Below are 26,101 nucleotides of genomic sequence, written 5' to 3' on the forward strand. Positions count from 1 at the left end.
TATGTAAAATTCTGTATATATTACTTATGACGGATTGTAAAAAATTCGTTTCTTGTTGTATTCGGAGTTGACGATTTGATATAACGAACCCTGTTTTTTCAGGAGGCGATTATGTTGAAAGGGATGATAAATAAAGTTTACTTGGCCGTGGCCGTGCTCGGCCTGTTTGGCGGTGCTTTCGGCGCAAAGGTCGCCCCGCTGTATTTCGAAAATCTCGGAAACGAGACTGCGGAAGACTCGGCAGCTCAGCAGCAGTACTGGGAAGACTTGATGAAGTACAAGCTGTGGGGAACGCATGGTATTGATGTCTCGTTGGGTAAAGTCTCGATAGGAGATAATGTCGGTTATAACGGAACCGCCGATGGCGAATTCAGAATGTATGCGAATGACCATCATTTTGGTGGCCCCACTATCGTTGGTGGAGACTTTGTTTTTAGTGCGTCGAGAAATGATACGATATCGATGGGACCTGTACGTGTCTTGGGAAATTTGCAGGTTAATGGAACATCGGGCAATGTGATGGAAGGCGACTGGTGCGTACAAGGAAAAATAACTCAGCAGTACAATGATGGAAGCTTGAATTATTGGAACAATATATTGACAGGCGGCATCTATAATGACTCTACAACATTGTCTAAGAAAAAAGGAACGTATGCGCAATGTGATGCTTCCGTCGCTCCGATGGTCGAACAGACGATGACTGTTCCTATATGGCCGGCACCGGATTCTTGGGAAGGCTTTGAAGCCATCTCGATGAATAGCAACTATAAGGATGAGGTTTACTTTATCCACGTCCCGCCTGATTCCGTAGAAACAAATGACTATGGAACCTTTGATAAGTATATTACCAACTTTACGATTGGCGGTAGCACCGGAAAGGTCCTGTATGTCTTGATGCCTCCGGGAGGCAAGCTGACACGTATTTATTCAAGGGACGGTTACAACTTTAGCAATTCTGCGAATGACATGAAGATTGTGGTGGCCTATGTAGACGAAGGACTCCGTTTTGATAGAACCACCATGAAATGGGACTTTGCTGAACCGCAATCCAAATCTGGATATCCTGACCAGCCTGCGAATGGTTCTAACTGGGAATTCACGGATGCTGACAAGATAAATGTCATTTCGAACAAGGATTATGCAGGAAACCTCCTGTTCTATACCACGAAAGACATCAACTGGAGCTATTGGATTAGCGCCAGTTTCCAGGGCTCCTGGATGTCTACGGGCCTCATCAAGATTGGCGGCCACTTCAAGTTGGCGGGTCAGGTTATTGCGAATAACCTGAAGTTCGACTATAATGTTGCGGGCGATTTCCGCTATGTGCCGTTTGACCCACCCATACTGAATATAGACCCGGAAGTGCTCCAGAACGGAGCGTTCCCCGAAAACAATGATGATGCGGTAATTCCGATATCGCTCGATACCGTTACTAACACGGCGGTTGATTTTAACTACTGCTTCGATTTAGATCTTTCGACGGCAATTCGTGAGGACTTCCAGAAGACGACGAAGGCCCCGTTCCCGATTTGTGAATGGCGCGATACTACCTGGACCTACACTTACGGGGATGATGGCATAACCAAGCTAGATAGTACTCGCAACATAACTGTCACGCACGATTCTGGCTATGTGCGAATTGAGGCGGGAAATCTTGTACCGGCCGATTCGCTTAAGGCTTATCTGAACGTATTTATTGATGGCCTTGCTGAAGGTGAAGAATATTTGCACATGAAGATATTCAACCTTACGGGTGCCGTTCTTCCGGGCAACAAGCGCGAAGGCCACTTTACGCTGAAAATTGTCGATGCGAATAACCCGCCGGTGGCTGGCGCTTCGAGCGTTACTGGCAAAGAAGATGTGACGTACACCTTCAAGAAGAGCGACTTCGCGTACTCTTCGAGCAAGGGCTACGCGGAAACGGGCGTAGTTGTGGCCACGCTCCCGAACAAGGGCACTTTGACTTACAAGGGCGGCAATGTTACCGCGGGCCAGTTCATTCCGGTGGATTCCATCGGCGACCTCAAGTACACGGGCAAGAAGGATGATTTCGGGACTCCTGCCACCACCTTCCAGTTCAAGGTTCGTGACGAGATGAACTCCACCTCGGGTGCCGCCATCATGACGGTAAATCTTGCTGCGGTAAACGATCCTCCGAGTGCTACGGCGAGCGAATTTACGGTTGCCGAAAATTCGGCGGTCGGCGTTAAGGCGACGGGATCGCTTGTCGTGAAGGACGTCGATGACAACGCGTTCGTCTATACCCTGGTGGGCGGTGCAACTGACATATTCCAGATAAACTCTTCTACGGGCGAGATTTCTGTCAAGAAGGCCGTTCTTGACCACGAGACAAAATCGACATACACGGTGACGGTGCATGTGCGCGACATGGCTTCGACGACGACGCTTGCCGATACGCTTTCGTACAATGTCGCTGTGACCATCCGCGTGACGGACGTGAACGAAAAGCCTACCATTGTGGATGCGAACCTCAAGGTTCCTGAAATCTGCGATTCCGGTACGGTTGTCGGTCCGGTTGTCGCTACGGAACGTGATACGGCTGCTGCGTTCACGAAACTTACTTACACGATTGTCGAGAGCGGCGTGCCGTTCGTGATGGATTCGAACATCGTCAAGGTGAAGAATCCGAGCAAACTGGATTACGAGGCGGATTCCGTGCTCACGTTCCATGTGGTGGTGAACGACGGTCAGTACACCGATACTGCGGTCGTGACGGTGAAACTTACCGACGTAAACGAACCGCCCCACTTTGGGGACAACATCCCTGTGCTTACGGTGGACGAGAACGCTCCTGCCGACACTCATGTTGGTGTTGTGACAGCAAGTGACGTGGATGGTACGGAAAACCTGACGTATTCCATTATCGATGAAACGGGTACGTTCAAGATTGTTCCTTCTACGGGCGAAATCAAGGTCATTGCCGATAGCACCATCGACTTTGAAACCAAGTCCACGTACACGGTGAAGGTGGTGGTGACAGACAAGGATGGCCTTACCGATACGGCTACCGTGACCATCAAGGTGAATGACGTGAACGAGGCTCCCTCTATTGAGGATGCTGTGTTCGCGATTGACGAAAATCCCAGGAAGGGCGATTCCGCGGGGGCTGTCATCGCGTCTGACCTCGACACTGCGGCGCAGTTCCGCATACTCACTTACGAGATTGTAGAGACGGATGTGCCGTTTGAACTCGATTCCAACATCATTCGGGTTAAAGAACCCGGCAAGCTCGATTACGAGACGGATTCCGTGTTCACGTTCCATGTGGTTGTTACCGACCAGGACGGCCTTTCTGACACCGCTACCATTACGGTGAACCTCAACGATACGCCGGAACCGCCGAAGTTCGACGACAAGACGCCCACGTTCGCTGTTGACGAGAATGTTCCTGCGGGTACATTTGTGGGTGTCGTGACCGCATCTGACGTGGATGACGACGATACGCTCACCTACAGCATCGGGGATCCGACCGATACCTTCGTTATTGACGAAGTTACCGGCAAGATCACGGTGAAGGCCGACAGCACCATCGATTACGAGACGAAGAACGAGTACACGGTGACCGTGGTGGTGACCGACAAGTACGGCTATACCGATACGGCGACGGTGACCATCAAGGTGAATGACGTGAACGAGGCTCCGGATGTTCCGGACCAGACCATCACGGTGAAGGAAGATGCCGTTGTGGGCAGCGACGTGGGCAAGATTGCGGCTTCCGACCCGGATACCGCGAAGGCGTTCAGCACGCTGACCTACGAACTGGTGGAAGATAGCGAACAGTTTAGCGTGAAGGAAGACGGTACGGTCGTGCTCAAGAAGGAACTCGACTACGAAACGGATTCCGTGTACGTGATCAAGGTGCGCGTGACCGACGGAGACCTTGCTGATACCGCCCTCGTGACGGTGAAGGTGGGCAACGTTGTCGAGAAGACCGAACTGGAAATCACCCGTGCCGAGACGAAGGATTCCGTGTGGCTCAATCCCGATACGCTGTTCATCAATACGACTGACCTTTGCATCGAGTGGAAGGCCGACGGCAAGCTCATGGGCCCCGATTGCGACCTCGATCTCCATGAGGGCGAGAACGTCATCGTGAAGGAATACAAGACTCCGGGCAAGGATGTGCCGGGCGTGGATACGCTTGTCGTGTTCGTGAGCAAGCAGAGCCCTGTCGTGACGGTGACGGCGGTTGTCGACGACGGCAAGAAGCCGAACATCTTCACGATTGTGGAAGAGCAGCAGTCTGCCGATACGGCGTTCTACGTGAATTCCAAGAAGAACGACATTCTGGTGAAGGTGAAGGACCCCGTGTCCGGCGCAAAGGATTCGTTCGTGGTCAAGCTGGACCTCGATACGATGAATATCCCTGCGAAGACGTTCACGAGTACGCTCGAGGGCTTTACCGGTGCGGGCCTTACCCTGAACGAGAATCCCGCTTCCGGCGCATCGCACACGCCTGTCAACGACGACAAGGTGGCGGTAAGCTACACCGAGGTTGTGAACGGCCAGGAACTCACCGTGACCTACTACACCGACAAGGACGGGAACGTCATCAGGAACGAAGATGGCGTGCAGGAGATGACCGTTGCCTACGAGACCGAGGTCAAGGGCAAGAAGGTCGTGATCTCGTACAACGTGGATGCCGTGACGGGCGAGGTGGTGAAGACCTCCGGAGGCTACGCGAAGCCGGAAGATTCCGCTATCGAGAGCAGCAGCTCGGGCAAGTCTGGCGACAAGTCCAGCAGTTCGGGCAAGTCCGGTGATAAGGATAGTGGCAAGTCCGCTACGTTCGAAAATGCGGTGGTGTTCACCGTTACCTACGACTACGTGGACGAAGCCGGCAACACGGTTACCGTTGCGTACGGAGTGGATGCCGAGGGCAACCTCGTGAAGAACGAGGACGGAAACCTCGGTTACGAAGTGAGCTACACCTACACGAACAAGTACGGCAACTCCGCGACTCAGTCCGTGTTCATCGTGCTCGACCAGGTCCCGCCCAAGGTGGAAATCCTCTTCCCGCTGGAAGGCGACGTGATCTACTCGAACTTCGTGGACGTGAAGTGGACCGTGGATATCGGCGACGGCCGTGGCGCCGTGGTGCAGGATACCCTCATCACTCAGGGCCTCGTGAAGGGCGGCAACGCCATCGTGCGCTTCTACCGCGACAAGGCGGGCAACGAGGCGAGCGATACGGTGCGCGTCATCATGAAGAACGCGAAGGACGTGGATATCGCTATTGAACAGGCGGTAACCGAAATCACCAAGGACAAGGTGGCTGAGTACTACGCGGCGAACGAGCCTGAAGAGGGCGAAACTTTCGCGATTACCATCTACAACTCCAAGACCGAAAAGGAAGTTGAAACCCTCGTGGGCGGTGGCTATAAGACCAAGACCGGCAGCGGCGACGAACCGTATCCGGGACTTACCGGTCACCTGGGCCCGACTCTCGGTATCGAGACGAAGGTGCCGACGATCAACGCGGTGGGTGGCCTTGCGACCCTCGACGACATCGTCGGTTCCGATGGCCTTATTCCGCTTGAGGGCGTAGATGCCGAGGAAAGCGAGAAGGTTACCGTGGAACAGTACGTACAGCAGTACTGCACCGACGAGTTTGCCGAGAACGTTGGCTCTGACCTCTCGAAGGCGAACCTCTACTCGACCAAGATGTACGTGAAGATCTGGATCTACACGAGCCTTGGACAGTTCGCTGACTACTACGCGTTCACCCAGGACCTGAACAATCCGGAATACGTGAACGACGCTGGCCTCCTGACCCTGTACTTCGAAATGAAGCCGGATAAGGACGGCAATGTGCGTGCCGAGTCGGGTAGGCTCTATGCGACGGGCGCGTACGTGTTCCGCACCGAGGTCGAGATGAAGTCGACGCTCCGTTGCTCGTTGCCTCCGTTCGTGAAGACATCTGGCGGAATGGAACCCGAGAAGCCCACGAACAAGGTCGGCTCGGCACGTACCGTCAAGGAAGACCTGCTGAAGAGCTTCGGCTACAAGCGCCCCAACATGAAATAATTAATTAGGGAGGGCGTAAAGTCATCCCCGCTATAGCCAAATGTCATCCCCGCTATAGCCAAATGTCATCCCCGCGCAGGCGGGGATCTTCTACCACGGCCAACTCTTTCGGCCTTGTGGTTAATGTCATCCCCGGCTTGACCGGGGATCTTTTATTATACAGAGTCCTCCTCCCGCAAAAATGTAAAAGTTTACGTTTGTAAACGAAAATTTTACAAAATTATGTGAGTTGCGTCACATTCGGGATGTGGTGTCCCGAAAATCGGTCCGAAATGTTCCATTTTTTTTGCATTCACTCTTTGAATGTAAGGTTTTTTTAGTATTTTTACTCTTGTGTGGGGATTTGGTGTAACCTTATCCTGTGGTGGATAATATGAAGAAGAAAATATTTGGTCTTGTAATATTCCTACTTGGAATATGTGCCCCGTATGCCCTTGCTAAGGCAAGTGTTGCCCCGTTGCAGTTTACGGGAGTGTCTTCGGATTTGCAGCAAGATCGATGGGATTCCCTGATGAAGTATAAAATCTGGGGAACCGAGTACATTTCTATTCGAGAGAATGTGTCCATCTCGGATAGTGTCGGTTATAACGGAACTACCGGTGATTTAACATTCGAAAACCAACTTCACCATCTTGGTGGGCCCACAGTTGTAGGTGGGAATATGACTTACACTAATGGGTCTTACGATACTTTGTCTGCGGGTCCTGTTCGTGTTATGGGCAATTTAAGAATTTCGAATCAGGATAACAATAGGATGCAGGGGGACTGGTGTGTAAAGGGTAGCATCACTCAACAATATAATAACGGCTCTCTTCAGGCGTGGGACAATCTTGTTACAGGAAAGGTCTATTCAGATGAATACACTCTGCCCAAATCTGGTGGAAGCTATTCTGCTTGTCCTAGTGATGTTCCTCCTTTGGAAGATTTGTTTGTGCCCACTTTGCCGACTCCGGGAAGTTGGGGCTCCTCGTTTATGATGACCTCAAATTATCAGGATGAAGTCAAGTATATCCATGTGCCTCCTGATTCCGTGGAAAGAAATGCTTATGGTACTTATGACATGTACATTACTGAATTCCGTGCAGGGGGCTCAACGGGGAAAAAATTATATGTGGTAATGCCTCCTGGTGGAAAACTGACTCGTATTTTTTCAAGGGACGGTTTCCTGTTTGATAATTCTGCAAACGATATGAAAATTCAGGTTGTATATGTTGCGGAAGGAACAAAGTTTGAAGGTGGCCAATGGGATTTATCAAATACGAATGATTTTTCGTATTTGAGCAATGCTGAATATTCTGGCAATCTCCTTTTCTATACGAGTAAAGATATCCAGTGGGACTATTGGAAGGACGCCTCGTTCCAGGGAACATGGATGACAACGGGTAAGTTGACTGTTGGTGGTCACTTTAAGTTGGCTGGTCAGCTTGTTGCAAATCAATTGCAATTCCAGGCGGACATTAAGGGTGATTTCAAGTACATGCCGTTTGATCCGCCTTGGATTGACATCAACCCTGAAGCGCGTAGCTGGGGAACGGTTTACGAGGGTGTTTCTGGTCCGCAGCCTCTTTCAATTGTCTTGAACGAACCCCCGACTACGGATGTCAGTTTCAAGTACTGCTTTGTTTTTGATGGTGACCAAGCGAACAACAAGGATACCGATCCGGATTCATTGAATGCTTGGGCTAGCCTTGCTGACGTTGTTACAAGTGCAATTCCGGTGTGTAATGGAACGTCCGTATATGAGACGGTTGAATTCCCCAAGGGACACACAGTACCAACGAAAACTGTTACTGTATCTGTCCAGAATGACCTTGTCGAAGAATGGACTGAATTCTTCAAGATTCGAGTGTTTGATATGGTGGGTGCGGTTCTTCCGAACAAGAAACGTGAAGGTGAGTTCCTTATCGAAATTGATGATGACGATAAGGCTCCTAAAGGCAAGGACACCGTTTTTGTTGGTGTTGAAGATACAGACAGCCCGTTCAGCAAGTTCCCTGCTACGACGGGTAATGGTGCTGCTCTGGACGAATACGAAGTGAAGATTGAATCGCTGCCGATGAAGAATGGTAACGTGGTCGGTACCTTGACTTACGATGGTGCTGTTGTTGATGCTGCAACCATTGCCGCCGGTCTCATCATTTCCAATGCGGATCTAGGCAAGCTTGTCTATCATGGCGAAGATAATGCCTTCGGAACGAATTTGGCTTCATTCACCTATAGGGTTATCAGCAAAGATGTTTCCGCAGTTGCCGCCAACACGGTAACAATCAATCTGCAGGCTGTGAACGACAAACCGATTGCTCACGATACGGTTTACACGATTAACGAAAATGTCGCTGCAGGTACGGCTGCTGCAGGCAAGATTCGCATGGAAGACGTTGACGATACGCAGTTCACTTATGCCTTTGATACGAACGATCCGAAGTACACCACCGTCAACAGCATATTCGCTATTGATGCAACTACTGGTGCAATTACCGTAAAGAACGCAGGCCTGGACTACGAAGCTCTGAACGCCGATACCACGATGGTAATCAAGGTCATTGTGACGGATGCAGCTTCTACGTCTATGCCAGAAGGTGCAGGTAAACTTGCCGATACTTCTATAGTGACTATCAAGGTTGTCGATGTGAACGAGGCTCCGGTTGTTCGCGACACGGCCTTCACTGTGGATGAAAACGTTCCTGCTGGTACCGAAGTCGGTACATTGGAAGCATCTGATCCGGATATTAGGAACTCGGATTTTGGAACCCTGTACTTCTCCATTGATGAAAATGCGGATGGCAATCCGGCGACTAATGTTCCGTTTGCAATTGACAACGATGGAAAAATTACGGTTACCGCTGATGACGCACTTGATTTCGAAACGAAGCCCACTTGGGTAATTCATGTGACTGTTACTGACGGCTTCATCCCGCAGACGGTCGAAGTGGTTATCAATCTCAATGACCTGAACGAACCTCCGCATATTGATGACATCTTGGATCAGTATGTCGTTGCGGAACATTCTGCAAATGGCTGGCCAATTACCTCTCCGGCCATCAAGATTTCTGACCCGGATGTTGGCGATAGCCAGAGCACCCTGAGTGCAAGGATTGAAGGCAGGAACACTTCTGATGCGATGGCCGAACAGCTTTTTGAAGCTACGGTTGCTGCTGCACAGGATGGTTCCTTGAAGATCATGATTACCGTTAAGGACAGTGCTAAGCTCAACTACGAAACGTTGCTTGCAAGTGGTGCCGATACGGTAAGTTACGAAATTCGCCTTATCCTTACGGATCGTGAAGGCACCGGGTTCGCCGATACTGCATCCACGACTATTTATGTGAAGGACATAAACGAAAGGCCGACTGCTCAGGATGGCAACTTTACGATTGCCGAAAATTCTGATGCCGGTACGGTTGTTGGCCAGGTTGTTGCCTCTGACCCGGATACGGCCCATGCCGCATACGGTACGCTCTACTACAGCTTCATGACGGAAACGACTCAGTTCGTTATTGACGAGGCTACGGGCGTGATTACGGTTGCGGAAGGTGCCGTTCTTGACTACGAAACGACTCCGGACCACAAGATTACGCTCCTTGTGGCAGTGACGGATAATGAGTATACTGAAACCGTTACGGTGACCGTTACACTTACCGAAGTGAACGAAAATCCGGAAATTGTTTGCATTGCTGGCGATGACAACTGCAATGGTCCGTTTAAGATCAACGAAAACTCCCCGCAGGCCACAGTCATCCATTCGTTTGCAATTTCTGACGTGGATGCCGGCGATGTTGGCAGACTGACGGCTACGCTCTCTGATAACGGAACAACCGGCGCTGATTCGCTCTTCACTGTAGTTGTGAATGATGCTCAGACAATGGTTAGCATCGTGTTGATCGATAGCGCAAGGCTTGACTTCGAAAAGATTAATGCTACTCATGAAGTGGTTATCACTGTGGTTGATGGCTCAGGACTTACCGATACGCTTATCCGCGAGATTCAGGTGAATGACGTGAACGAAGCTCCGGTCATCGCCAATAAGAACTTCACTCCGGATGAAAATATTGAAAACGATGAACTCGTGGGCGAAATGACGGTCAAGGAGCCCGATTCGAAGAATGTCGAGTTCCGCCATCTTGACTTCTCCATCATTGAGAGCGTCCCGTTCTACATGGATTCGAACAAGGTGAAGGTGGGTGATGCTAGCCTGCTTGACTTTGAAACGACTCCGGAATACACCTTCCGTGTGGTAGTGAAGAACTGCGAAAAGAACGCTTCTACGGGCAATTACACTGAACGCTGCCTTGCCGATACGGCCGACGTGAAGGTTACGCTCCAGAACGTGAACGAGGATCCGGAAATCAAGTGCATTGTGGGCGATACCAAGTGCAACGGCCCGTTCGAGATTGACGAAAATTCGAAGACCGGTACTGAAATCCATACATTCGCGATTACGGATGTGGATGCAAACGATGCCGGCAAGTTGACTGTTGCGCTCACCGATTCTGTGCCCGGCGGCATTGCGGCTACGCTCTTTGACGTGAAACTGAACGACGACCATACGGAAGTGACCGTCGTTGTTAAGGATAGTGCCAAGCTCAACTATGAAGCGGTGGATTCCTCTTACGTGGTTGTCCTGACGGTCAAGGACGTTGGCGGTAAGACTGATACGCTCATCCGCACAATCAATATCAGGGACGTGAACGAAAAGCCGACGATTGCCGACAAGAGCATCTCTCAGCCCGAGAACCTTGCGAAGGATGCCGTTGTGGCAGAGCTTTCCGCGACGGATCCTGATACGAAGCACGTGGTAGATTTTGGCCACCTGGAATACTCCGTCATTACTCCGGACATGCCGTTCTACATGGATTCGAACAAGGTCAAGGTTGCTGATTCGACAAAGATTGACTTCGAAACGACTCCTGTGTTCACCTTCAAGGTGAAGGTGGAAAACTGTGAGAAGAACGCCTCTACGGGCAGGTACACAGAACGTTGCCTTGCCGATACCGCTACCGTGAAGATTACGCTCACGAACGTGAACGAGAATCCGGAAATCAAGTGCATTGTGGGCGATACCAAGTGCAATGGCCCGTTCGAGATTGACGAAAATTCGAAGACCGGTACTGAAATCCATACATTCGCGATTACGGATGTGGATGCAAACGATGCCGGCAAGTTGACTGTTGCGCTCGCCGATTCTGTGCCCGGCGGCATTGCGGCTACGCTCTTTGACGTGAAACTGAACGACGACCATACGGAAGTGACCGTCGTTGTTAAGGATAGTGCCAAGCTCAACTATGAAGCGGTGGATTCCTCTTACGTGGTTGTCCTGACGGTCAAGGACGTTGGCGGCAAGACTGATACGCTCATCCGCACGATCAATATCAGGGACGTGAACGAGAAGCCGACGATTGCCGACAAGAGCGTGAAGCAGCCGGAAAACTTCCCGAAGGATTCCGTGATTGCGGAAGTCTCTGCGACGGATCCTGATACGAAGCATGTGGATGATTACGGCCACCTGGATTACTCCATCATTACTCCGGACATGCCGTTCTACATGGATTCGAACAAGGTTAGGGTAGGCGATTCTACTAAGCTTGACTTCGAAACGACTCCGGTGTTCACCTTCAAGGTGGAAGTGAAGAACTGCGAGAAGAACGCCTCTACGGGTAGGTACACGGATCGTTGCCTTGCCGATACCGCTACTGTGGTTATCGAACTTAAGGATGTCAACGAAACTCCGAAGATTATCATTGATGACGATGACGACGGTGACGACGATACCGATTCTCTCTGTGTCGCGTTCTGCGATACGACCAGCCGCGGTCACACCGATGATAGCACTCTTACCGTATTTATCAACGAGAACAGTGCAGACGGGGCGAAGGTGTTTGCCTACGTGGTTTCGGACGAGGATGCCGGTGACTTGGCTAACCTCACGCCGAGCCTGAAGGATAATAACGGGACTGGCGTGGATAGCCTCTTCAAGGCCGCGATTGTGGTCGAAGGCGGCAAGACCAAGCTGGCCGTTATTGTGCCCGATGGTTCGAAACTTGACTTTGAAAAGGTCAAGCCGCTGCACGAGGTGACTGTGTATGTTACCGACCCAGATGGCCTGCAGGATTCTATTGTCCGCAGAATCCAGGTTATCGACGTGAACGAGGCTCCGACTGTTGAAGATGCTGTGTTTGCCGTGGAAGAAAATTCCAAGAAGGGCGACTCTGTCGGTGTCGTTGTGGCTAGCGACCCGGATGTGCTGAACCCGGAATTCGGTACGCTCTATTACTCGCTGCTCGATTCCACTGAGGGCGCGGCAAGCAAGTTCAATATCGATAATACAGGAAAGATTACGGTTGCCGAAAATGCCGGCCTCAACTACGAACAGGATTCCGTGTTCTACGTGAAGGTCCGCGTTACGGACAGCACCCTTTCCGATACGGCCCTTGTGACCATCAAGCTCAAGGATACCGACGAAACGCCGAAGATTATTGTTGACGACGATGACGATGGCGACGACGATACCGATACGCTCTGCATTGCTCATTGCGATACGACCAACCGCGGCTCGGGCGACGAACATGGCAAGAACATCTTGACCGTGGGCGTCAATGAAAATTCCCCGACGGGTACGGTTGTTATGGAATACTTCGTGTATGACGAAGATGCCGACGATGTTGATTCGCTTGTCCCGTCGCTGGGCCTGATTGGTACCAACGTGACGACTGGCGTTACTGTCGACGACATCTTTGAAATCAACAAGGTGAAGGATGGTGACCGTTGGAAGATTGTCGTGACGGTCAAGGATTCCGACCTTCTCAACTACGAAGAACTCCGTGCCGCGCAGTCCAGCAACGATCCTGAACCGCAGTACACTGTGGCTGTGATTGTCTCGGAACCGAACGGCCACAAGGCTGAACTGAAGGATACGATTATCCGCGTCATTGAAATCCGCGATATGAACGAATCTCCGCTCTTCACTGTGGAAACATGTGAAATTGCCGAGAACAACCAGATTGGCGATTCCCTTGGCCGTGTTGAACACCCGAGCGATATCGACTCGATGTCCAGGATTGTCGACTACTACGACAACCGCTTCAAGCTGGTCGGCGGCGATACGGCCCTGTTCGACCTGAGGTACGACGAGCCGATTGACGGTCGCCCGAACATCACGCTTGTGGCTAAGGTCGTGTTCGACTGCGAATCGGAACCGTACAAGGACAAGTGCGGCCTGGATAGCGCGTTCCACGTCGTGATTGATTACTTCGACAAGAACGATACGACCATCAAGATGACGAAGGATGTGCCTATCAAGCTTATCGACGTGAACGAGAAGCCGAAGATCACCACGGATTCTGTGGATGTCAAGGAAAATGTGGAGAAGGGCACCGTTGTTGATACCATCAAGGCTACTGACCCCGATGTGTACGACTCCGTGCTGACCTACACTTTGGTCGAAGACAAGAGCGGCTGCTTCGAGGTCTCCGAACGTGGCGTAATTACGGTCAAGGTGGACAACTGCCCGGCTCTGGATTACGAGAAGAACCATGAACTCCCGATTACGGTGAAGGTAACCGACAACGGTACCGACGGCGAAGGCGATAATACCTTGTCCGATACCAAGACGATTATCGTGAAGATTACCGACGTGAACGAGAAGCCGGATATCCCGGATCAGGCCATCACGGTTTCGGAAGATGCGAAGATCGGTACCGAGGTGGGCGAAATCGAGGCGACGGACCCGGATACCTCGAAGGCCTACGGTACCTTGACCTACGAGCTCGTGGAAGAAAGCGAGACGTTCGAGGTCAAGGAAGACGGTACGATTATCCTCAAGGATTCTCTTGACTACGAGAAGGATTCTATCTACACCATCAAGGTGCGTGTGACCGACGGCGAACTTTCGGATACGGCGACTGTCACTATCAAGATTGGCAACGTCATCGAAACGCCTGAAGTCGAGATTACGATTGCCGAGACGGTGGATTCGACCTGGAAGAGCCCGGATACGCTCTACATCAATACGACCGACCTTTGCGTCGAATGGGAAGCCCGTAACAAGAAGAGCGGCGCTACGCTGAAGGATACTACCGAATGCATGCTGCTCGAAGAGGGCGAGAACATTATTGTCAAGAAGTTCGAAGACCCGTCGATGGACTTCCCGGGCTACGATACGCTCGTGGTCTACGTGAGCAAGGCTACTCCGATTGTCTCTATCCGCAAGGCGGAAGACGATGCTAGTGTGCCGAACATCTTCACGGTGGTGGAGGAATCCGCGCAGGCCGATACGGCGTTCTATGTGAACGAACGCAAGAACGACATCATTGTTACGGTAACGGATCCGGAATCCGGCTCTAAGGAAACGTTCACCACGAAGATTGAACTCGATACCGTGAGCGTGCCGAAGAAGACCTTTACGGGCACGATGTCCGAGATTACCGACTTTAGCCTTGCACTTACCGACAATCCCTCTTCGGGCACGAGCCGCACGCCCGTGAACGGCGAGAAGGTTGCCGTCTCTTACACGGAAGTGGTGAACGGCCACACGGTGACCGTGACCTACTACACCGACGACAAGGGCGAGATGATTGCCAATGCCGATGGCGTTGTCGAGATGACGGTTGCCTACAAGGATACTATCGGTGGCCACGAGGTGACGATTTCTTATCAGGCCGACGCTGTAACGGGCGCTGTCATCAAGACTTCTGGCGGCTACGCCAAGCCGGAAGATTCTGCTATCGAAAGCAGCAGTTCGGGCAAGGGCGGCTCCTCTTCTTCGGGCAAGGATGACAAGTCCAGTTCTTCGAAGGGCGGCGACAAGAAGTTCGAAAACGAGGTGGTTTACACCGTGTCTTACGAGACGGTTGACGAGGCTGGCAATGCGATGACTGTTTCTTATGGCGTGGATGCCGAGGGCAACATCGTCCGTAACGAAGACGGCAACATCGGCTACCTGCTGACCTACACCTACAAGAACAAGTTCGGCAATACCGGCACGCAGTCGCTGTTCATCGTGCTCGACCAGGTGCCGCCGAAGGTCAAGATTCTCTACCCGACCGAAGGCGAGGTCATCTACTCGAACTTTGTCGACGTGAAGTGGACCGTGGATATTGGCGACGGCAAGGGCCCGATTGTTCAGGATACCCTCGTTACGCAGAGCCTTAACAAGGGTGGAAATGTAATCGTTCGCTTCTACCGCGACAAGGCTGGCAACGAAGCTAGCGATACCATCCGCGTTATCATGAAGAACGCGAAGGACGTGGATATCGCTATCGAGAAGCCGGTTACCGAAGTCACGCAGGATCTTGTGGCCGAGTACTACGCTACTCACGAGCCGGAAGACAACCAGACCTTCGCTGTAACCATCTACAACCCGAAGACGGACAAGGAAGTCGAAACTGTCATCGGTGGTGGGTTCGATAACAAGCCGGGTACCGGCGATGAACCGTATCCGGGCCTCACGGGCCACCTTGGCCCGACTCTCGGAATCGAGACGAAGGTGCCTACCGTGAATGCTGTGGGCGGCCTTGCCACGCTCGACGACATCATCGGCAAGGATGGCCTTGTACCGCTCGAAGGTGTTGAAGCCAACTCCAGTAAGAAGGTCAGTGTTGAGGAATATGTTCGCGACTACTGTACCGACGAGTTCGCTGAGAATGTTGGCTCTGACCTTTCTCGCGTGAACCTCTACAAGACCAAGATGTATGTGAAGGTCTGGATCTACACGACCCTGGGCGACTTTGTGGACTACTACACGTTCACTCAGGAACTGGACAATCCGGACTACATGAGCGATGCAGGCCTCTTGACGCTGTACTTCGAAATGAAGCCGGATAGGGATGGCAACGTTCGCACGGCTTCGGGCCGACTCCTGGGTACGGGCGCGTATGTCTACCGCACTGAGGTCGAGATGAAGTCCACGCTGCGCTGCTCCGTGCCTCCGTTCACGCAGAACGCAAAGGGTGGCTGGGAACCGGAAAAGCCGTCCAACAAGGTGGGCTCGGCACGCTCTGTGAAGGAAGACATGCTGAAGAACTTCGGTTACAAGCGCCCCGAAAAGAAGTAACCGCAGCAATCGCAGACCTTCAATATTTCTCCCCGCCTCGTGCGGGGATTTTTTATTATTGGAAATATGCTTATAGGTTGCCATCTTTCTAGTGCTGCAGGCTTCAAGGCGATGGGCGAGGACGCCCTCTCCATAGGGGCCAATGTGTTCCAGTTCTTTACCCGCAACCCGCGCGGCGGGAGTGCGAAACCTTTTGACAAGGCCGATGCCGACGCGTTGGTGCAGTTGATGCGCGAAAACAAGTTCGGGCCCGCGCTTGCGCATGCACCCTACACGCTGAACCCGTGTGCGGCGGACCCGGGGTTGCGCGACTATGCCCGCGACGTGATGAAGGATGACCTGTGGCGCATGGACCACTTTCCGGGCGCGATGTACAACTTCCACCCCGGAAGCCACGTGAAGCAGGGGGCCGAAAGGGGCATCGAACTGATTGCTGAGCACCTGAACGCGATACTGCGCCCGGACCTGAAGACGCTTGTGCTCCTCGAGACGATGGCGGGGAAGGGGAGCGAGGTCGGACGCACCTTCGAGGAGCTGCGTGCGATTATCGATCGCGTGGAACTTTCGGACAAGGTCGGGGTATGCCTCGATACCTGCCACGTGCACGATGGCGGCTACGATATCGTGAACCGCCTGGACTGGGTGCTGGAACAGTTCGACAAGGTTATCGGGCTAGGGAGGCTGCATGCGATCCACCTGAACGACAGCAAGAACCCGCTCGCAAGCCACAAGGACCGCCATGAGGTCATCGGTGCGGGCTTTATCGGGCTTGATGCGCTGGTGCGCGTGGTGAACCATCCGGCGCTCCGCGACCTGCCGTTCTACCTTGAAACCCCGAACGAACTCCCCGGTTATGCGAAAGAGATTGCCCTGATGCGTTCTTTTTCGTCATTCTGACGCCCGAAGGGCGGAAGAATCCAGGTCTGGATCCTTCGGCACCGCCTCAGGATGACGATTTAAACAAAAAAACGCATTTTTTGCAAAAAATCCCCTTGACAACGGGCGAGTAAAATCTATATTTGGGGGCGTCTAACAGACGATGCTTCATAGCTCAGTTGGTAGAGCCCGCGACTGTTAATCGCGTTGTCCTTGGTTCGAGTCCAAGTGAAGCAGCTTAGAACCCCGTTCGAAAGAGCGGGGTTCTTTGTATTTGCTATATTGGTTAATATGATTAAGAACCTGCTTATCGCTATTCTCGCTGCGGCTGCATTCGCGCTGGCGGCAGACCCTGTCACGATTGAAGGCCGCCTGACCGAAATCCCGGGCAAGATGCCGAGCAACGACCTCTACAGCTACGTGTACGTATTCAAGTACAAGGTGCTGAAGGTTGTCTCCGGCAAGCTCGATGCCAAGGAAGTGCTGGTGGGCGTGTATAACCCGCTCATTGCACGCGGCAAGGTCAAGGACAAGATGGCCGACAAGAGCAAGGGCAACGTGGGCGAGTTCAAGGCGAAGGCCAAGCACACGCTCAAAATCGTGCCGCTCGAGGGAAACTGGGATGGAGCTGTCGAAGACGAATACTTTGACGACGAAGCCCCGCGCTATCTCGCGATAGAGGTGAATGAATAAGAACGTATAGTGTCATCCTGAGTGTAGTGGCGTAGCCACGAAATCGAAGGATCTCTCTGAATTAGATTCTTCGACTACGCCTTCGGCTTCGCTCAGAATGACGCACTAGTAGCTCATGGTCTTCTCTTCCCAGATTTTTCTGTTCTACTTTTTGCCGACGTTCCTGGTCGGCTACTTTGTGCTGTTCCGTGCCGGGGTCAAGCATTCCGGCCTGAACTTCTTCATCACGATTTTCAGTTACATCTTTTACGGCTGGCTCGAACCGTGGCTCGTATTCCTGATGTTCGGCTCGACGCTCGTGGTTTACGTGAGCGGGCGGTTCATCTCTGCGCCTGGCGCTAGCAAGCGGCAACGCAATTTGGCGCTCCTTGCGGCGATTGTCGTGAATCTCGGTGCGCTCGGGTTCTTCAAGTACTACATGTTCGGCATGGGCGTCATCAACGATGTGGTGGCCAAGCTCGGCTGCGAGCCGTTCTCGGTGATGACGGTGCTTTTGCCGGTGGGCATCTCGTTCTATACGTTCCAGTCCATGAGCTACGCGATTGACGTGTGGCGTGGTACCGCCCCTCCGGTCAAGGACTTCGTGACGTTCGCCTGCTACGTGGCGCTGTTCCCGCAGCTTGTCGCGGGCCCGATTGTGCGCTACAATACGGTGGCCGAAGAGCTGGCGACCCGCACGCACACGCTCGAGAACTTCGTGCGCGGCATTATGTTCTTCAGTTTCGGCTTTGCCGAAAAGATTTTCCTTGCGAACCAGGTGGGCATCATCGCCGACCGCGTGTTTGCGGCAGACGCTCCAGGCGTACTCAATACGTGGTGGGGTAGCCTTGCCTACATGTTCCAGATTTACTTCGACTTCTCGGCGTACAGCAACATGGCGATTGGCCTCGGCCTGATGCTCGGGTTCCATTTCCCGCGCAACTTCAACGGCCCGTACCGCTCGGGGAGCATTACCGAATTCTGGAAGCGCTGGCACATTTCGCTCACGAGCTGGTTCCGCGATTACCTCTACATCGCCCTCGGTGGGAACCGTGTAGGCAAGAAACGCCTGTATTTTAATTTGTTCATGGTCATGTTCCTGAGCGGCGTGTGGCACGGCGCGAACTGGACGTTCGTTTGCTGGGGCCTCTACCATGCCTTCTTCATGATTGTGGAACGTGCAAACAACAAGAATGCGCTCTACTACAAGGCGCCCCGCGTGGTGCAGATAATCATTACGCAGGTGATTGTGCTGTTCGGCTGGGTGCTGTTCCGTGCCGATAACATCGGTGAGGCGTGGCGCATGTGGAAATCGATGCTCGGGCTTATGCCGGTAAGCGGCGCCGATGCCATCCTTACGGCCGAAATCTTCACGCCTACGTGCGTGGTGTTCATGGCCGTGGCGGCCCTGCTTTCGTTCTGGAAGTTCCGCAGCTTCGACTGGTGCAGCGAGGTGAAGACCTGGAAGGCCGCCGTCGCGCTCGGACTCTTTGTGCTCGCGACGCTCGCGCTCTTTACCCAGAGCTACAACCCGTTCCTGTATTTCCAATTTTAACACTTCGCGGCCAGCAACTGTCTAGGGTGTTGCCCCGCGTTATGTTATATTTTCATTGGTATTTTGGGATAAGACTGCATTTGGAGGATAAATGAGGCGTTCTTTTCTTGTTTCTTTTGCGATGTTTCTTGCTGTTGCGGGACTCTCCTTGACGGCATGCGGGGATGATGAGAGCAGTTTTGCCCCGCGCGACGACGAGTCGTCCAGCAGTATCGAAGACGTCACACCGCAGTCGAGCGAAGACGAGACAAGTGTGTCCAGTAGCTCAGCCAAGTCTTCTTCTTCAGTCAACGCGAAGTCGAGCTCTAGTGCGAAGTCCAGCAGCAGTGTGAAGTCTTCCTCGAGCGTCGCGTCTAGCAGTTCCGCGAAGTCCTCTTCGAGCGTCACACCGCAGTCGAGCTCTAGTGCGAAGTCCAGCAGCAGTGCGAAGTCTTCCTCGAGCGTTGCGTCTAGCAGTTCCGCGAAATCTTCTTCGAGCGTCACACCGCAGTCGAGCTCTAGCGCGAAATCCAGCAGCAGCGCGAAGTCCTCTTCCAGCGTCACTCCGCAATCGAGCAGTAGTGAGAACTCCTCCTCCAGCGTCACTCCGCAGTCGAGTTCAAGTGTTCCCAGTAGCAGCGGCTATGTCCCGTATGACCATAAGGCTGATTTGGGTGATGCTATTCGTATCAAAAGCAGCGATTATAAGACCTTTGTTGATGAACGCAATGGTCGTAGCTACTACTACATTACGATAAACGGAAAAAACAAAAAAGGCGAGGCCGCTTCTGTGACCGTAATGGCAGAAAACCTCAATATCGGCAAGATGATTGGTTGGGCCTTGGATCAGGCAAACGATACGTTAATCGAGCGTTACTGCTACGATAGGGATACCACAAATTGCGACCGCTATGGTGGCCTCTACCAGTGGGCCGAGATGATGCAGCTGCCGAGCCGCTGCAATACCGAAAGCTGCGCCGATTTGATCCAGCCGAACCATCAGGGCATCTGTCCGGATGGCTGGCGCCTTCTGACCCAGGACGATTTTTACATTGTGCTTCATGCGGACAACAATAAGCACGGAATCGAAGACGTCCGGGCTATATCATTTGGTGGCTTTAATTACAGCGGCTATTCCCTCGTCGGTGCTGGGTATGTCTGGGATCGTAGGCTTTCTGGTATAAAAGAGGGTACATATTGGTATTATCCAGAGGAAGATTCGGCGAATCCAGATACAAAGGCTGTAGCAGATGCGGCAGATGCACATTTGGATTATCTTATTGAAAGTAAGTCCTCTAAATTGAATGGTTTCTCCGTCCGCTGTACTAAACTAGAAGAATAATCAACATTTTTGAAAATAATTACAACGCACCCCGAGGTGCGCTGTAATTGTTTTATCCCAAATGGAATTTTCTTCAAATTCCACACAAAAAGTTTTAACTAAAAAGGCGAAAATCATGTCCAAGAACGTCAAGTCCAACAACAAGAACACCAAGAAATCCGCTTCCAAGTCCAAGAAGTCTACCCGCAATATCTATAAAATGGACGCCTAACGGCGTCTGCGGCGGCGCTCGGTCATGCCAAAATGCAAGCATTTTGTCGCGACACTCGCTTGCACGCTACTGAGTCTCTCGAACCGCGCCTGAGGCGCAAGCGCCTCCTCGTGCGGCTCGGCCATGCCAGCCTGCAAGCAGTCTGTCGCGGCACTCGCCTTACTAGTAGTGATGGATGCCGAGCCGCTCGATTCGGCCATCGAACCCAACCTCGACATGGAGCAGTTCGACTCGTACGTGGATCAGATAAGCAATCTTTCGGATTCCATCGGTGAGAAGGCTGTCGAATCTCTTGGACAGTTCGACAAGATTGATTTTACCCAGTTCCATTTGGCGGACAAGGCCAATGCCGCTGTTGAATGCATCTTCCTGCAGTTTAATGCGGACCCGCAATTCGCGAAGGCCGATGGGACTAACTAGTCACGAGGCTTTCGCAGGACCCGCTTCGAAACGTTCCCGCAATAAACAGTCTTATTCCGGAGCCCCTCTCGTGTTTCTTTGCGGAGAGAGGGCGTTTTGCTAAGCAAACACTTAAACGAAGTGATCGTGTTTGCGTGCGAAATGCCCCTCGAAGCAAACTATATTATGAAAAGCGTTTATGGACCCTATCGTCGTTTCACTCCTCCAGGGTGACAGATGAAGGTATGGAATGGGAGATCCCCGGTCAAGCCGGGGATGACAATTGGGGTCTGGATCCTTCGCTACGCTCAGGATGACGTTTTGAGATGGAAACCTGCGTTTACAGATAAAGTAAACAATGCGTTAGGGATAGTGACCCCTTGGGGCGGCGCTGTGGTGCCGTTTTAGGAGGCGAGCCGGGGGCGGAACGCCACGGATTGCCCCTAAAATATAGCCCGACCGCACATATATGGGCGGGAACGCCCAAGAAAATGAAAATCCGGCGTGTTTTTTACTATCTTACCGAATATGAGTGAAAACCCGCAGAATGTAGAAGAGGCCGAGGAACTCGAGGAAGAACTCCCGAAAGTCGAGAGCAGCGAGGACCTTGCCCGCATTATACAGGCTATCGTATTTGCATCGCCCGACATCGTGACCTTGAAGAAGTTGCGCGAAATCCTGGGCGACTTCCTGGATGCCCGTACCGTATCGGATGCGCTTATCGCCGCGAATGATTCCTTGAACAAGATCAACTCGCCGTTCGAGATTGTGGAGCAGGCGGGCGGCTACCGTTTCCGCACGCGTGCCAAGTACTACCCGTGGGTGCGCAAGCTGTTCCCCGAGGCGAATGCACGCCGCCTGAGCCAGGCCGCACTCGAGACTCTCGCGGTGATTGCCTACCAGCAGCCCATCACGAAGGCCGCCATCGAGCAGGTGCGCGGTGTGTCTTCTGTGGATGGCCCGATCAGGAACTTGCTCGACAAGGGTTTTATTGCATTGGGCGCGCGCGCCGAGACGGTGGGCAACCCCTATACATACGTGACGACCCAGGAATTCATGAAGTATTTCGGCATCAACCGCATTCCCGAGGACCTGCCGCGCCTGCGCGAGTTCAGCGAACTCCTGGAGGCGGGGACGCTCGTGCCGCAGTACGCCAAGCAGGAATCCGAACCTACGGAACCTGTGCCTCCGGAAGATAACCCGGAACAGATTGAACTTTCAATGGGAGACCTGTAATGGCTGTCACCCCGTTGATGCAGCAGTATTACGAGATCAAGAAACAGAATCCGGGCTGCATTTTATTTTTCCGCATGGGCGACTTCTTCGAACTGTTCGAGGATGACGCCGTCATAGCATCCAAGATTCTTGGACTTACGCTCACGAGCCGCAACAACGGCGCCTCGGGGGCAACACCCTTGTGCGGGTTCCCGCACCATGCCGCCGACCGCTACGTGCCCAAGATGGTGGCGGCGGGCTACCGCATTGCGATTTGCGAGCAGGTGGAAGACCCGAAACTCGCGAAGGGCATCGTGAAGCGCGATATCGTGGAGATTATCAGCGCCGGCACCGCGATGGACGAATCGAACCTGAACGCGAAGGAGGCGAACTACCTGTTTGCCTATGTGCCTGCCGAGAAGGAGGCCGCGTTTGCCGTCGCCGACGTGACGACGGGCTACCTCGCCGTGTGCAGGAGCAGCGTGCAGGCTTTCGAGTGCGAGTTCAGCCGCCGCATGCCCAAGGAAATCGTGGTGCCCGAGGGTGTCGAGATTCCCTCGAGCATCATGGACATGGTCAAGGCCGACAACGTGCTGGTGACGCAGATTCCCGAGTTCATGTTCGGGGAGGAGCAGAGCCGCGACGTTCTGTTTAGCCACTTCAAGGTGGAATCGCTGGTGGGCCTCGGGCTCGATGGCCGCGATGCGGAAACGAAGGTCGCGGGAGCCCTGATGGCCTACCTGATGGACCAGAAGAAGTCGGAACTTTCGCACTTTACTGGCCTCGAGATCTTAAATCTCGACGACTACATGACGCTTGACCCGAGCACGCTACGGAACCTGGAACTTACGCGCCCGCTGAATGCGGATGACTACTCGAGCACGCTTTGCTCGGTGCTGGACCATACGGTGACCGCGATGGGCGGGCGCACGCTCAAGGACTGGGTGAGTCACCCGCTGATTTCGGTGGACCGCATCCGCGAGCGCGAGGAAGCGGTTGCCGAACTGGTACAGAACCCCGTGGCGCTTGACGAACTGAAGGAATCGCTCACGAGCATCCTCGACATGGAACGCCTGATGGGGCGCGTGGGGAGTGGGCGTGCCAACGCGCGCGACCTCGCGGGTATGGGCCGTTCTCTTTCGCAGGCATCGAAGGTGGCCGACGTGCTCGAGGGCCTGCGCTCCTCCATATTCGAAGGGCTCCGCAGTACGCTGGAAAATGCGCGCGGGCGTGGCGAGGAACTGTTGGCGCAGTTCAACGAGGACTTGCCGCTTACGGTGCGCGAGGGCGGGATGATTCGCCCGGGCGCGAACGCGGAACTCGACGCGATGAACGCCGACATCAAGGAAAAGCGTGAATGGATTGCCTCGCTGGAAGGCCGCGAGCGCGAGCGCCTCGGAATCCCGAGCCTGAAGGTCGGTTACAACCGCGTGTTCGGCTACTACATTGAGATTACCAAGGCCCAGATGGCGAAGGCGACAGGCCCGATCCCTGAGGAATATATCCGCAAGCAGACGACGGTGAACGGCGAGCGCTACATTACGCCCGAGATGAAGGAATGCGAATCCATCATCAGCAACGCCGAAGTGAATATCCACGACCTGGAATACCGCATCTTCTGCAGCCTGCGCGATCGCGTGAACGGCTGGCGTGGCGAACTCCAGGAGATTGCCGACGCGATTGCGAAGGTCGACACGCTCTACAGTTTTGCGCGGGCGGCCCGCAAGTACAACTACGCGTGCCCCGAGGTTTTCGAGGGTTCGGGAATCGAGATCCGTGGCGGCTTCCATCCGGTGATTGTCGCCGTGAACCCGGACCTGGACTTTATCCCGAACGACGTCTCGCTTTCGCCCGATGGCACGCGCCTGATGCTCATCACGGGCCCGAACATGGCGGGTAAGTCGACTTACCTGCGCCAGACCGGACTCATTGTATTGATGGCGCAAATCGGCTGCTTTGTGCCGGCGGAATCTGCCCGCATTGGGGTAGTGGACCGCATATTCACCCGCGTGGGGGCGAGTGACCGCCTGAGTCGCGGGCTCAGTACCTTCATGGTCGAGATGATTGAGACTGCAAATATCTTGCGGAACGCGACTCCGCACAGCCTTGTGCTGCTCGATGAAATCGGGCGCGGCACGAGCACCTTCGATGGGCTTTCCATCGCCTGGGCGATTGTGGAGACCCTCCACGACGAGCCCGCACGGCAGGCACTGACCCTCTTCGCGACGCACTACCACGAACTCACCGGGCTCGTGGAAAGCCTCGAACATGCGGGCAACTTCCAGGTGGCCGTGCAGGAGAAGGGCGACAAGCTCGTGTTCCTCCACAAGATTCTCGCGGGCGCCTGTGACTCGAGCTACGGCATCCATGTGGCCGAGATGGCGGGCCTCCCGAACAACGTTGTCCGCAGGGCGAGGAAGATTCTTCTCCGACTCGAGAAGGAAAAGATTGACCCGAGCGACGGCGCCGTGAAGAAGAAGCAGAAGGAACACCCGCAGCTGGACATGTTTGCACCGCCCGACGAGAACACGCAACTCCTGAAGGACGAAATCCGCAGGCTCAAGCCCGAGGAAATGACCCCGATGCAGGCGCTCCAGCGCTTGATGGAACTGAAGGAGAACTACGGCGCTTAATTATGATAGACTTTGCTGCCATAATGGAACATGCCTTCGCGAACCGTCCGTACCTTTCGGACGTTCACGGCATCGAGCATTGGCACCAGGTGGAAGCCAACGCGCTCATGCTTGCCGGCCGCGTTGCCGGCGTGGATGTCGACGTCGTTCGCCTGTTTGCCATATTCCACGACAGCAAGCGCTTTGACGATGGTCACGACCCTGAGCACGGCGCACGCGGTGCCGAATTCGCGAAGGAATGCCGCGAGGCTAAGCTCTTCGTGATAGACGACGAGCGTTTCGACAAGCTTTACCATGCCTGCAAGTTCCACACGCACGAACCGAAAAACGGAGACCCGACCATAGACTGCTGCTACGATGCGGACAGGCTCGACTTGGGCAGGGTAGGGATTCCGCTCGACCCTGAAAAGATGGCGACAGGTTTCGGGAGCAGGATTGCGAAACAGTCTTTGAAAGAATGCGTGTCGGTATTTGCCATGCGCGAGTGGATAAAAAATTTAAACTTGCCCTGAGAGGAATAATATGCGTTTGAAAGTTATTGCCTGCCTTCTGCTTGCCCTTTTTGCAAGTTCGTTTGCCGCCCCTTCGGCCAAGGCTACGGCAAAGGCCCAGACTGGTAAGGTGGCTGCGCCTTCCGAAATCAAGCCGCTCCCCCCGGCTGTGGCCGATTCGCTCAACTGGTTTGCCGCCCGCGAGATGGGCGGGGCCAACATGCCGTTTACGCGTGCGCACCTTGCGAAGGTTGCTGCTGGGAGTAACCGCGTGGCGCTCGTGTACTTTGCCACGTGGTGCGTACCGTGCCGCGCCGGTATGAAAAAGCTTGTAGAATCTCGGCAGGAACTCGAACAGAACGGGGTGAAGGTTATCCTCGTGAATGCGGGTGAACGCGAAGAGGCCAAAATCAAGAAGATGGTCGAGACTCTCGGGGCTACGGTTTTCCCTGTGGTGCTCGACCCCTACAAGCGCCTTTCGGAAGGTATCGGGCTCATAAAGGAGGGCGAAAATATCGCGCTCCCTATGACGCTTGTCGTGGACAATGCTGCAAAGCCTGTGTTCATGATTGGGCAGGAAGGCTCGGACTGGCCGTCTGTTCTCTGGACAAAATAAGCCCCGGGGCTTGAAA

The 26,101-nt window shown here is 53.5% G+C and carries 11 protein-coding genes and 1 tRNA gene; all 12 read left to right on the forward strand.

Annotation, left to right across the window (positions count from 1 at the left end; translation table 11 throughout):
• Window positions 1-111: 111 nt before the first annotated feature.
• The 12 genes from BUA44_RS06020 (at window position 112) to BUA44_RS06080 (ending at window position 26,085) form a co-directional block, all read left to right on the forward strand.
• Window positions 112-6,048 (forward strand): cadherin repeat domain-containing protein, encoded by a 5,937-nt coding sequence (locus tag BUA44_RS06020; protein ID WP_083579504.1) that lies wholly within the window; start codon window positions 112-114, stop codon window positions 6,046-6,048.
• A gap of 1,276 nt (window positions 6,049-7,324) precedes the next feature.
• Window positions 7,325-16,096: a cadherin repeat domain-containing protein gene (locus BUA44_RS06025; RefSeq protein ID WP_178348752.1), complete on the forward strand. Its 8,772-nt coding sequence runs from the start codon at window positions 7,325-7,327 to the stop codon at window positions 16,094-16,096.
• A 66-nt stretch (window positions 16,097-16,162) separates the two neighbouring features.
• The gene (locus tag BUA44_RS06030; RefSeq protein WP_072809761.1) at window positions 16,163-16,993 is read left to right on the forward strand and encodes a deoxyribonuclease IV; all 831 of its coding nucleotides are present in this window, start codon (window positions 16,163-16,165) and stop codon (window positions 16,991-16,993) included.
• Window positions 16,994-17,136: 143 nt separating this feature from the next.
• Window positions 17,137-17,209, forward strand: a tRNA-Asn gene (locus tag BUA44_RS06035).
• 54 nt (window positions 17,210-17,263) lie between these two features.
• Window positions 17,264-17,665, forward strand: a complete 402-nt coding sequence (locus BUA44_RS06040; RefSeq protein ID WP_072809764.1) for a hypothetical protein — start codon at window positions 17,264-17,266, stop codon at window positions 17,663-17,665.
• A 115-nt stretch (window positions 17,666-17,780) separates the two neighbouring features.
• Window positions 17,781-19,199: an MBOAT family O-acyltransferase gene (locus BUA44_RS06045; RefSeq protein ID WP_072809767.1), complete on the forward strand. Its 1,419-nt coding sequence runs from the start codon at window positions 17,781-17,783 to the stop codon at window positions 19,197-19,199.
• A 91-nt stretch (window positions 19,200-19,290) separates the two neighbouring features.
• On the forward strand, window positions 19,291-20,520 hold the full coding sequence (locus BUA44_RS15270; RefSeq protein WP_143151884.1) for an FISUMP domain-containing protein: 1,230 nt from the start codon (window positions 19,291-19,293) through the stop codon (window positions 20,518-20,520).
• 334 nt (window positions 20,521-20,854) lie between these two features.
• Entirely contained in the window at window positions 20,855-21,151 is a 297-nt protein-coding gene (locus BUA44_RS06060) for a hypothetical protein (protein WP_143151885.1), read from the forward strand.
• A gap of 507 nt (window positions 21,152-21,658) precedes the next feature.
• Complete coding sequence (scpB, locus tag BUA44_RS06065) at window positions 21,659-22,366, forward strand: SMC-Scp complex subunit ScpB (protein ID WP_072809775.1); 708 nt, start codon at window positions 21,659-21,661, stop codon at window positions 22,364-22,366.
• A complete protein-coding gene (mutS, locus tag BUA44_RS06070) occupies window positions 22,366-24,978 on the forward strand; it encodes a DNA mismatch repair protein MutS (protein WP_072809777.1) in 2,613 nt (870 codons plus the stop codon). Before scpB ends, mutS begins: the two co-directional genes overlap by 1 nt.
• A 2-nt stretch (window positions 24,979-24,980) precedes the next feature.
• Complete coding sequence (locus BUA44_RS06075) at window positions 24,981-25,490, forward strand: HD domain-containing protein (RefSeq protein WP_072809779.1); 510 nt, start codon at window positions 24,981-24,983, stop codon at window positions 25,488-25,490.
• A gap of 10 nt (window positions 25,491-25,500) precedes the next feature.
• Window positions 25,501-26,085: a TlpA disulfide reductase family protein gene (locus BUA44_RS06080; protein ID WP_072809780.1), complete on the forward strand. Its 585-nt coding sequence runs from the start codon at window positions 25,501-25,503 to the stop codon at window positions 26,083-26,085.
• Window positions 26,086-26,101 lie beyond the last annotated feature (16 nt).

It is taken from the genome of Fibrobacter sp. UWR3 (assembly GCF_900143055.1).
Lineage (GTDB): Bacteria > Fibrobacterota > Fibrobacteria > Fibrobacterales > Fibrobacteraceae > Fibrobacter.